Origin of the sequence: Bacillus sp. B15-48 (assembly GCF_016879755.1) — a bacterium.
Taxonomy (GTDB): domain Bacteria; phylum Bacillota; class Bacilli; order Bacillales; family Cytobacillaceae; genus Mesobacillus_B.
Genome location: NZ_WOFU01000010.1, coordinates 83,566 through 95,256 on the forward strand (window position 1 = coordinate 83,566; position 11,691 = coordinate 95,256).

12 protein-coding genes are annotated in these 11,691 nt (G+C 43.1%); all 12 read right to left on the reverse strand.

Going from position 1 to position 11,691, the window contains the following annotated elements; genetic code table 11:
• Positions 1-153 precede the first annotated feature (153 nt).
• Genes GNT69_RS21835 through GNT69_RS25950 form a run of 12 tightly spaced genes read right to left on the reverse strand, consistent with a single transcriptional unit; the run spans position 154 to position 11,289 of the window.
• A complete protein-coding gene (locus GNT69_RS21835; RefSeq protein ID WP_203557111.1) occupies positions 154-990 on the reverse strand; it encodes a nitrilase-related carbon-nitrogen hydrolase in 837 nt (278 codons plus the stop codon).
• Positions 987-3,350: a molybdopterin cofactor-binding domain-containing protein gene (locus GNT69_RS21840; RefSeq protein ID WP_203557112.1), complete on the reverse strand. Its 2,364-nt coding sequence runs from the start codon at positions 3,348-3,350 to the stop codon at positions 987-989. The genes GNT69_RS21835 and GNT69_RS21840 overlap by 4 nt, the downstream gene beginning before the upstream one ends.
• Positions 3,351-3,368: 18 nt before the next feature.
• A complete protein-coding gene (locus GNT69_RS21845; RefSeq protein ID WP_203557113.1) occupies positions 3,369-5,666 on the reverse strand; it encodes a xanthine dehydrogenase family protein molybdopterin-binding subunit in 2,298 nt (765 codons plus the stop codon).
• Positions 5,645-6,193, reverse strand: coding sequence for a (2Fe-2S)-binding protein (locus GNT69_RS21850; RefSeq protein ID WP_203557126.1), 549 nt, complete (start codon positions 6,191-6,193; stop codon positions 5,645-5,647). The genes GNT69_RS21845 and GNT69_RS21850 overlap by 22 nt, the downstream gene beginning before the upstream one ends.
• A gap of 2 nt (positions 6,194-6,195) precedes the next feature.
• On the reverse strand, positions 6,196-7,083 hold the full coding sequence (locus tag GNT69_RS21855; RefSeq protein WP_203557114.1) for an FAD binding domain-containing protein: 888 nt from the start codon (positions 7,081-7,083) through the stop codon (positions 6,196-6,198).
• Positions 7,080-7,535: an SRPBCC family protein gene (locus tag GNT69_RS21860; RefSeq protein ID WP_203557115.1), complete on the reverse strand. Its 456-nt coding sequence runs from the start codon at positions 7,533-7,535 to the stop codon at positions 7,080-7,082. The genes GNT69_RS21855 and GNT69_RS21860 overlap by 4 nt, the downstream gene beginning before the upstream one ends.
• A 40-nt stretch (positions 7,536-7,575) precedes the next feature.
• A complete protein-coding gene (locus GNT69_RS21865) occupies positions 7,576-7,917 on the reverse strand; it encodes a cupin domain-containing protein (RefSeq protein WP_203557116.1) in 342 nt (113 codons plus the stop codon).
• Positions 7,918-8,328 carry a cupin domain-containing protein gene (locus GNT69_RS21870; protein ID WP_203557117.1) on the reverse strand — a complete coding sequence of 137 codons (411 nt, stop codon included), beginning with the start codon at positions 8,326-8,328 and terminating at the stop codon, positions 7,918-7,920. It lies immediately after the preceding gene.
• A 32-nt stretch (positions 8,329-8,360) separates the two neighbouring features.
• On the reverse strand, positions 8,361-9,113 hold the full coding sequence (locus GNT69_RS21875) for a cyclase family protein (RefSeq protein ID WP_203557118.1): 753 nt from the start codon (positions 9,111-9,113) through the stop codon (positions 8,361-8,363).
• Between the two features lie 33 nt (positions 9,114-9,146).
• Positions 9,147-9,506 (reverse strand): ectoine synthase, encoded by a 360-nt coding sequence (locus GNT69_RS21880; protein ID WP_203557119.1) that lies wholly within the window; start codon positions 9,504-9,506, stop codon positions 9,147-9,149.
• 5 nt (positions 9,507-9,511) lie between these two features.
• Positions 9,512-10,582, reverse strand: a complete 1,071-nt coding sequence (locus GNT69_RS21885; RefSeq protein ID WP_203557120.1) for an XdhC family protein — start codon at positions 10,580-10,582, stop codon at positions 9,512-9,514.
• 14 nt (positions 10,583-10,596) lie between these two features.
• Positions 10,597-11,289, reverse strand: a complete 693-nt coding sequence (locus tag GNT69_RS25950) for a FadR/GntR family transcriptional regulator (RefSeq protein ID WP_203557121.1) — start codon at positions 11,287-11,289, stop codon at positions 10,597-10,599.
• Positions 11,290-11,691 lie beyond the last annotated feature (402 nt).

An 11,691-nucleotide genomic window follows, 5' to 3' on the forward strand; every position in this document is an offset into this window, starting at 1 on the left:
ATGAATGGGACACTCTTTGGAATTGCCCCTGCCGAGACATAATATCCGTATAATTAATACCTGTAGTAGTAACTTTTATCAGTACTTCTTCCGGTCTCTGGACAGGGTCTGGCACATCATGAATACGCATTACCATAATCGCTTCATATATGCTTAAACCAGAGTAAATTCACCATAAATATCTGTACGCCTATCTGCAAACAAGTTATTTTGTGGATTATGTGCTTTTGTACGTGTCTGCAATAAATCCAAATCCGCAGTAAGAAACTCATGTTTCTCCACAGATGCTGGTCCTGTCACAGGCCATCCTGATGGGCCGGCAATTAGACTCCCCCCAAGAAACTGGGTAAGCTGATTGCCACCGCAAGCATCGGCACAAGCAATATAAATACGATTCATGCTAGCATGGGCCATCGCACAATAAGCCTGCATGCTAAACCCTCGATCATCCCATTGTTTGCCGACGGGAGTAACCCAAGCTGTTGGCGCACAGATTATTTCAGCCCCATTCATTGCTGCCATTCTCACCGCCTCTGGAAAACGTAGATCATAACAAATCAGCATGGACACCTTCCCCCAACCTAAGTCGAATACAGGAAAGCCTGTGTCCCCTTGAGTAAATATCTTTTTTTCGTTATAGAACAAATGAGCCTTCCGATATGTGCCAATATAACCGTCTGGACCGATTAGTACGGCAGAATTGTATATCAAACCATTGGCCTTTTCGCATAATCCTCCTACTATATATATATCTCGTAGGCTGGCAAACTGCGTCCACTTCTCAACTGATTCGCCGTCGATTGACTCGGCAACCTGTTGTGCCATTTCTGGGGTAAGATCGTATCCACTTTGGCAAAGCTCAGGGAGGACAACCAATTTCGCTCCCTGTTTCGCCGCTTTCTCCATATAAAGGATGGACCGAGAAATATTGTCTTTAACATTTCCAGGTTTCGACTCAAATTGAAGTACTGCAGTTTTTATAGTAGTCAAAACAAAGCCTCCTCACTTCTTGAGAATTTTTTATTGAACCCAGTACTCCCGACTTTTTTCAACTGTTCTCTTATATAACTAGGTTTTACCGGTATTTTCTCTATTTTTATACCGAAATGGCGAAGGGCATCTTGAACCGCAGATTGAATGACTGCTGGCACGGGAATCGCTCCGCTTTCACCTGCTCCTTTTACCCCCAACGGATTCAAGGGTGATGGGGTCTCCAGGTGATAAATATTCATCTCTGGAACTTCACAAGAGGAAGGCACAAGATAATCCATTAAGCTGCTTGTCAGCAACTGTCCATCTTTATCGTAAACCATTTCCTCATACAGTGCATTGCCAAGACCATTAGAAATACCTCCCAGTGCTTGGCCAGTCACAATGAGCGGGTTCAACAATATCCCATTGTCATGGACGGACGCATAATGTAAAATCTTGATTTGATAGGTTTCTGGATCTACTTCCACTACAGCCATATCGGCCATTGAAGAGAAGGCTGGAGCCTTAGGGGCATAATATTCCGTCGCTTCCAACGCTGGCTCAACAGGAAGCTGAAACGTCATACCCGGGTACAAGCCACGTGCTTCGTGTGCCAGCTCCGCTAAAGAAAGACCTGAGTTCTTCTCTCCTTTTAACCGGATCCACCCTTCACAGCATTCTAGCAAATCTTGGTTAACTCCTAATTTAAAAGCTGCAATGGCCATGGCTTTCTCCTTGACAGCATTTGCCGCTTTATATACTGCATTTCCTGCGATTGTCGCGATGCGGCTGGCAAACGTACCAGTACCATGAGGAAATGTGCCCGTATCCCCTTCTCTCACAGTAATTTTATCGATTGAGATGTCTAATACCTCCGCCGCAATCTGTGCAAGGGAAGTTTCATGTCCTTGACCTTGTGTAGCAGCTCCTGTAAATATACTTACCTCACCCGTGTATTCCATCTTCACGGTTGCCCCTTCAAAGCTGCCGAAACCCGAATTTTCAATGGCTACTGCCGAACCAATACCGACGAATTTGCCTTGTGCAAACTGTTCCTTCTGGAATTGGCGCCACCCGTCATAGTCACTTTCTTTCATAATCATATTGACGAGTTCCGGATAATTACCACTATCATAAACTTGAGGTTTGCCATCTCTACCCATCAGACCTGTTTCATAAGGGAACTCATGCTCCTGAATCAGGTTTCTACGCTTTATTTCGACAGGGTCAATGCCCAACTGATGCGCCGCCTCATCCAATAATCGATTCAGTATCAAAGCTGCTTGCGGCCTGCCAGCTCCTCGAAATGGTGCATGTGGCACTGTATTGGTATACAGTACTTCTGCTTCGCACAAATAATTAGGTACTTTATAGGGGCCTGGTATTAACGTTGAAGTAATAATTGGGACAATAACCCCCCAGGGAACGTACGCTCCCGTGCTCGCAAGCATTTTATCTATAACCGCAATAATTTTTCCATCTTCTGTCACACCCAGTGAAGCTTCATGAAGTTGCTCGCGTTCATGAATGCTGCTCATCATATGCTCCAAACGATCCTCGATCCAACTTACCGGAGCCCCGACCTGCATCGCCGCCCATGGTACTAGCATATCCTCTACATAAAACGGTGCTTTTGCGCCAAATGCACCGCCGACATCTGGGGCAATGACGCGAACTTGGTTCTCAGATAGCCGAAGACTATCTGATAAAATTTTGCGCATTTCGTGCTGACTTTGTGTCGTAGCATAAACCTCAAGGTTAGGTTCTACTAGATGATTGGTCCACTTTGCAATCATGCCTCTTGTTTCAATCGGAAGACATGTGACTCTGCCAATGTCAAATCGGTGCGTCACGACGACGGCTGCCTCTTTCATTTTTTCATGCGCATCTCCAATTGACTGCTTGATTCTCGCAGCAACATTCGATTCCAAATGTTGATGAGCAAGAGGTGCCCCTTCACGGCTCGCATCCTCAAGGTGAGCCACGGCAGGTAATTTCTCGTATTCGATTTTGATAAGATCCGCTGCATCCTCCGCGATATATCGCGATGTTGCTATCACCATTGCTACCGGCTCTCCTACATGATGCACCGTTTTATTTAACGGCTTCTGAGTGACTGGGGTTAAAGTCGGAGATGGGAACAATAGCGGTAGATGTGGGAGTTCAGCCGCATCATCCGGTCCAAATACCGCTTTGACTCCGGGTATTTTCTTAGCTGCTTCAAGATTAATTGCTGTAATCCGTGCATGTGCATGTGGACTCCTGACAAAATAAGCATGCAGCATTCCTTCCATTTGAATATCACCAATATATTTTCCTTGTCCTCGTATCAAACGAGGGTCAACTTTTCGTTTGATTGGCTGACCGATATATTTCACACTATCACCTCCATAACGTTACATGTTTTTCGTAACATAGTTCTTAATCGCCTTCCTAATATGTTCTGGCCGAATAGGCAACGAAGTGATTTCTAGAGAATAACCCTTTAATGCATTCATGACTGCATTGGCGATTGCAGGAGCAACCGCTACAGTTCCTCCTTCCCCTGCACCCTTTACACCAAGAGGATTTAATTTAGAGGGGGAGTTTTCAAATATTTCAGTACTGATTTCCGGTACTTCCATAGAAGTCGGAATGAGATAATCCATGAAGCTTCCCGTAATCAACTGACCTATTTGGTCGTAGGCAAGTTGCTCATAAAGGGTACCACCTAGACCTTGGGCCATTCCTCCGATTAATTGTCCATCTACCAATAAGGGGTTAATGGCTTTGCCCAAATCATATCCGATATAATACTTCAAAATGCTTAAAGCACCAGTCTCCGGATCAATCTCTACCTCAGCGGCATGCGAACCATAGGGGTAGGTCATATGATCGATATGGAACGTATATTGCTCTTTTAAACGTATCCCCCTACTTTTACATAAATCAATAACCTCTAGGAGTGAAATGGCAGTTTGTTGATCGGTCTTAAATAGGATTTGTTCTGAATCAAGGGTAAGCTCAGCTTTTGGAACACCTAATGCGTCCGCTGCGCATTGTAATAGTTTTTCTTTAACCAAACCTGCTGCATACCATATTGCCGTTCCGCCTACTACTGTTCCACGGGTTGCAAACGCACCGTTCCCCTTTTCAACAACATCCGTATCTCCATGAAGTACTTCAATCTTCGTATAGGGAATACCTAGTTGTTCAGCGCAAATTTGGGCATACGTAGTTTTGATTCCTTGACCGACTTCTGCGATACCTGTTTTACAAATCACGTTCCCGTTTGGAAGCAACTCCACTTCAGCAAACTCCCATGGGCCGAAACCAGACTTCTCGACAAAAGACGCAAATCCTAGACCAATAAGCCTGCCCTGCTTGCGGGCCTCTGCCTGTTTGGTTGGAAACTCCTTCCATTTCATATGAGCACGAGCCTTATCCAGCACGGAATTGTAATCACCATTATCAAATTCCACGACTTGCCCTAGTGCAGAAATACCATTCGTATAAGGCATATCTTCAGGGCGGATAAAGTTGATTTTCCTTACTTCCGTAGGATCCATCTGCAATTTATCTGCAACCATATCTATAATCCTCTCGCGTACAAAAGTACCCTCGAACCTTCCGGGACCGCGATAAGTTCCGACTGGCGTTTTATTGGTTGCTACAAGGTTCGTAATCAATTCGATAGCTGCGAAATCGTAAGGCCCTGGAAGCATACCTTGCGTCAAACCGGGAACCGTAATCCCGTGAGTTCGAATGTATCCACCTTGATCCATATATATCTCATCTCGAAGAGCAAGAATTCTTCCGTTATCATCAAATCCTATTGTCACTTTATGTTTTTGTTCACGTGAATGGTTCGTAGCTTTAAAATGTTCTAAGCGGTCTTCTATCCATTTGACGGGACGCTTCAATTGTAGAGCGGCATAGGGAATCAAATAGTCCTCAGGGTAAAATTCACCACGGGGCCCGAACCCCCCACCGCAATTCGTTTCAATCAATCGAACATCTTCTTTACTCTTACCTAATAACTGGGCTAAAAGCTGTTGGTTGAAATGGACAACCTTAGCTGCACCATAAACCGTTATCTTTTCGTTTTCATCACTTACAGCAACCAACCCTCTGGTCTCAAGTGGGATACCGGAGTGTCTTTGGACATAAAGTTCTTTTTGCAGCACATGCTTGCACGCCTTAATCCGTTGATCAAAAGAACCTTTTTTTGAATGAATGACATAGAGGTTATTACTCCCAACTTTGGAATGCAGCACCGGAGCACTCGGTTCCAATGCTTGATACACATCCGTAACCGCAGGTAATACCTCGTATTCTACTTTAATAAGGTCCGCCGCATCTTCTGCAATATAACGGTTTTCAGCAACAACAACGGCTACTGGATCCCCCACATACCTAACATACTCTTTTGCCAATGGGTACTGTAACGCAAGTTCTAATTTTGGATCAGGGGATAGCCTCATTGGAATTGGCAATAAATCCTCTGGAAGGTGTTCGGCAGTCAGGATAAGAGATACACCAGGTAATTTATCTGCATCCGCTATGTCAATGGAACGAATTTTCGCATATGCATGAGGAGATCTTATGATGACTGCTTCACATTGATCTAAAAATTGTATATCCCCTACATATTTTCCTTTTCCTGTAAGTAATTCGTAATCCTCCAATCGCTTCACTCTTGCGCCGATGGACATTTCATTTTCTCCCCTTCGCGCATTTCTTTCGAAGCCATTTCAACGGCATCCACGATTCCTTGGTACCCCGTGCATCTACAAAGATTTCCCGAAATCGCTTCACGAATTTCTTCCCGAGTTGGATCTGGATTTTGCTCTAAAAAGTGATAGGCAGAGATTAACATACCCGGTGTACAAAAACCACATTGCAAACCATGTTTTTCCCAAAACCCGTTTTGCAAAGGATGAAGTTCCCCGTTCGCTCCTTCTAAACCTTCAACCGTCATAATTTCCGATTGATCTGCTTGTACGCCTAAAACTAAACAAGACCGAACAGGCAGGCCATCCATCATGACCGTGCAGGCTCCACAAACTCCATGCTCACAGCCTACATGAGTACCAGTCAAACACAATTCATCTCTCAATAAATCGGACAGGAGCATACGAGGCTCTACATCCACCGTATACTCTTTTTTGTTTACCTTAATAACAACGGTATGCAACCCATTTCCCTTTGTCTCAGCTTCAGTCAAACCCTTTTCTGGCATCATTATTCCTCCTTACTTGCTGATATTTTTGCACGTTCAATTGCTTTCTTAAGAACACGAGAACTCAACACAACGCTCAAATCTTTCCGGTATTCTGCACTTGCATGAATATCCGGCTCGGGTTCGAGCAGATCAGCGATTCCAGAACAGGCCTCTTCAATTGTTCCCTCATTAGGTATGTGCCCTACTATCAAGTCCGTAATCTCATCCAGTCTCACAGGTACCCCATCTACACCACCAATACATAAGATGGCCTTCTCAACGGCTCCATCTTCATCCAACGTCACTGAGGCAGCAGCAAGAACGATAGCAAAATCCCCTTTTCTCAAAGTGAATTCTTCGATTGCATGCCCAGTTCTAGGTTTAATAATAGGTATACTTACCTTCGTAAGGATTTCGTTCTCTTCCATTGAAGTTGTCATATAAGTAATAAATAGTTCATCCGAAGCTAAATAACGTTCCCCCTCACTCGAAACAACGGTCACCATCCCTTCTAATGTTGTCAGCATTACAGGAAGCTCCGCTGTAGGATCAGCATGGACCAAACTCCCCCCGATTGTTCCACGTGATCGTATTTGAGAATGACCAATCAACTTCATTCCTTCCGCTAACATAGGACAGGCATCCTGAATAACGGGAGACATTTCAACTGAAAAATGACGGGTTAGTCCCCCTATGATGATATTTTCATTCTCCAACCGTATATAATTAAGCTCATCGATTTTATTCAAATCGATGAGAATTTTTGGACGTGCCAATCTCATATTCATCATAGGTATTAAACTTTGTCCCCCGGCCAACAGCTTTGAGTCGAAACTATTCTCATCCAATAACGCTAATGCTTCCTGCAAAGTTTTAGGCTTTAAATAATCAAATACAGCCGGTTTCATGCGGGCTTCCCTCCCTCAACTTTCACTTCTTTCGCAAGCTTGCTGAAAAAGTCTTTAACAATCATCTTGGCGATTCCCGACAGAATTCGCTGTCCCACCCCTGCAATGAGCCCGCCTACCTTTGCCGTGCCATTGTAATGGATTTCTGTACCATCTCCTTCTGTTACCAACGTCACAACAGCATTCCCTTCGATGAATCCGGCGGAGCTATTGGCGTTCATCAAAATTCGATAACTAAGAGGCTCCTCCTTATCCATGATTTTAATGTCCGCCTCGTAATTCCCACGTACTGCAGCTATACCCAAGGTGATATCTGCCTTATAGGAGTCCGGTTCAATTTCCACGATTTGTTTACATCCAGGTGTGGCCTTTTGAAGTACTTTAGGATCATTCAATGCTAACCATACATCTTCTTTACTGGCTTTTACTGCGACTTTACCTTGAACTTCCATTATTGCACCTTCCTTTTTATGTTTTTGCTGACCTAAGCTTTTATTCTAAATATTCAATAAGATCTTGAGTTCTAAGCGGTGTGATTAAATTCACAAAGACTACACCCTCACTCCCAGACGTAATACCATGAGACTCCATCGACGGATTAAATGCAATGTCCCCTACTTTAAGTTCATAGCTTTTATCCCCCGCTCTCATCGTACAGCTTCCTTTAAGCACCACTACAACCTGTTCTTCCGGATGGCGGTGCAGCGGGAACGTTTTATTCGGCTCGAATGAATATTTCACCATCGTCATATTGCCTTGGTCCACTCTTTCGGTCGTTATCCCCTGCACGGGGTTTTTTGTGATCCCCTTTTCCCAGCAAGTAAGTTCAGCCATTTAGATATCTCCTTTCATTTTTTCGGTGGGCGGAGCAACGTCAATCCCACACATTCGTAGAAGATTGTAATCCGGTGGACACGGTCCACCAACGCTGATCATAGGCTCTTCTCCAGTCGATTTAATGGTATGCTTAAGTCCAATAGGGACATGAATCACACATCCTGCTTCGATGTCATATTCCTTGTCATTAGTGAAATCCACTGCCTTCCCCTTGCCAGCTAGTAGAAAAATGGTATCCTCCGATTCGGCATGGCTGTGAGGCTGATTTTGCTCACCAGGTTGCATTTGCACATAATTTAAAGTAGCAGTAATTGATCCATTATGAGGCCCGACAATCAGTCGGGCATCCTTGGAGATAATTGGTGTCATGACCCCATCTTTCTCAATATCAAAAACATGTATAGCCACTTAAATCACTCCTAACGTAATCTGAATGCTTGTTATTCATCTAAAAACGCTATAATCCGACAAGGACTAGCCTCACCGCCTTCGAAGCGCCACGGAAAGGCCCCTATCATACAGCGCGTATTGAGTACCTGTTCGATATCGCCACCAACATTTTCAGCATGGATAATACCTTGGCGGAACGGTTCATGATGCATCGGAAATAAGTGTTCACGAGGGAATTGTTCTTCAGGGTCCAACCCAGTTTTTCTAATATATTCCTTTGTAATTTCCGGTTTTTTATATCTAATTGATGTGTTCATCGGATGATCAGCTGATCCGGTGTCTACCCCAATCCAACTTAATTTCATATCAATGACCCATTGTGCAAAACGTGGGCTTGCCCCGGGATGTTTGCAAAAATATCGTATTTCATCTTCTTCGGGGCTCCCATTATAGAATCGGTGCCAACCAGTGTGCCAGATTAGGATATCTCCTTCTTTAATTTCCATTTTTTTTGTGAAATGCTCCGGCTCAATCAATGTGAAATCATCCATTTCATCACTTATATCAACGATTACTCCTTCCCGGCACAACTTGTTCAAAGGGATACTCGCAATATCCTTCCCGCCTGATATACCGTGCATTTCTGCATCCAAATGAGTACTAATATGAAGCGGAGTTTCAATAAATTGGCTTACGATTCCATTTGTTGCATGTCTTTGAAAGTATGAAATTTTCGGTGATGGATAATCTACCCATCCTGGGGAATGCATGCTGAATGGATGGCTTAAATCTACTAAACGCATAATTATAATCTCCTTTGTTAAATATCTTTTTTTTTAATACAAGGCCGGGTCTGGTGGACAAGGGCCCCCGATACAAATCATCGTCTCTTCTTCGTTTGCCTCTAATGCATAGCGCGTACCCTGATCCAAGAGAAGCATTTTTCCTTTTTGCACATCGAATATTTTTCCAGAGTCAACATCAATTGCCTTGCCTGTCCCTTGGGCAATGAAATAGGTCGCCTCGGAGTCATTGTGAATGATTTCCCTTGTTTTATGCCCTCCTGAAATTTCAAGATAATTCATCGTTCGATAAATCGCCCCCATGCCGGGCCAAACTATTGCCCTCGCTCGGCAACCCACACCGATATCAAATAGATGACCATCCTTGTCAAGGCGTTTGATTTGAATTTCCAATGTTTTCACCTCCCTTCAAAGGAACCAACCAATTGAAGTTCCTTTTCTCGTAGTGGTAATCCACTACGGTTATTTCGTCGAGCACATATTTCCGCAACAATACATAGAGCAATCTCCTGAGGCGTCTCTGCACCAATATCTAGACCAATCGGGGAATGGAGCTTCTCAAATTGAAACTGTTCAAAGGTGTATCCGCTGGATTGAAGATCCCCGATCATACGCTCCATTCGCTTTCGCGGCCCAAGTTGTCCTAAATACAGAATATTCCGAAAAATTAATTTACACAAAGCCATTTTATCTATTTCATAATTGTGTGTCATAATGACAGCCGCAGCATCTTTCGGTAATCTCACATCTCCGTAGCCCTCACGAGATGCTAAGATAAATGCATCTGCATTGGGAAAATGGCTCCTATTCAATACATCAGTACGATGATCAACAATTGTGACATGCCACTCCATAAAATGCGCTATGTGGGCTAGTGGTTTTGCATCCTCTCCTCCACCGAAGATAACCAATCTGGGTTGGGCCTTGATTCGCTCTATAAAAAGTTCTACACTGACACCACTAACGTACTGTTTGCATAGCTTACTGTCACCTATTTCCACTTGACCATCATCTAGTTGCAGCATTCTTCCAACCGGGATTGTCTCTTCACATTGTGAAGAGACAACAGTTCCGACAACACAAGAATGTTCACTGTAAAATATTCGTTCCAATGACTCTAGTATGTTTAGAGCTAGTTCAGGAGATTTCACAGGTTCGAATGGTTGGAGTAAAATTGTTAGAGCACCGTTACATCCTACACCCATTCCCCAAATAAGATCATCCTCAGGTCGAAAGTCATAATCTACCAACCTAGCATTACCATTTTCAAGAATTTCTTGAGCGTATGCATATAAGTCTTTTTCGATACAACCACCGCTAACAATTCCTATAATTTGACCATCTTGGTGAATGAGACAACGGGCACCTTCCTTCCGGTATACAGAGCCTTCGACGTCTATAATAGTGCCCAGCACCGCTGATTCCTTTTTTATCCAGCATTCGCGCAACTGGATTAAGATTTCTAGCAATTTCAACACCTCCTTTAAAGCTTGTTGCAATCGGGATCCTGAGCAATTAGCCCATTCTTGAAGTGCTGTATATAGCCATCCACAGCCTGAACTGCTCTTTCTGTATCTTGGTCATGAATTGCTTCTAGGAGCGCCCGGTGACCAGGATCATATTCATTTTCTTTGCCCATTGTACTACTGATGGTTAATTTAATTTCTTCAAAAAGTCCCGCGTGAATTTCCATCAGCAATTGATTATGGGAAGCATTCACGAACTGTTGATGCAATTTCCAGTCGGCTTTAACAAAGTTCTCAGTATCATTAGCATTAAAAAATTGTCGGCACTTTTCACTGTAATGCTTTATTTTCTTTAAATCATCTTCTGTTCTTCTCGTACAAGCAAGGAAGGCTGCTTGTCGCTCAAGTGCATAACGAACCTCCATAATTTCAATTATCGTGGAATTTTGCATCCGCTTTTGTAATATTCCGTTCAACTCACTTGTTGAGGTCACAAAGGTTCCATCCCCTTGTTTCGTATCCAACAATCCGACTTGGACAAGTGATCTAATCGCTTCACGCAATGTGTTTCGACTGACCCCAAACATTTCCATAAGTTCTACTTCTGTGGGAATTCGGCTTCCGAGTGGCCAATCCCCATTTTTAATCATGGGTTTTATTTGACTATAAACTTGCTGAACAAGTGATTTTTTCTTTAATTTTTGTATCATTGAGTACAGCTCCCTTAAACATAGGATGATTGGATGATTAAAATATAACTGATTTTCTATTATTTGTAAAGATGTTTTTTAATTATTTATATTTTTCTGAATTTTCTATTAAGTAGAGCTTAACTAAGATTCCAGAATCAGTTCCCTATGTTAAGTTACAGGGTGAATCATTCTTAAACATTGATCCCACATAAATTAAAAGATTAAAACATAACTAAATATACCACTGCACGAATGACTGCGATAGATTCAAAATTTTATGCTTTCTTATCTTTAAATAGAGTAGGCGCATGAAAATTTCATGCGCCTCTCACAGAACCGTACGTGCGGGTCATCGCATACGGCTCCTCCATGATTATCCCCGTTGGGGATGATGTTCATTGTAAATATCTACAAGAGAAA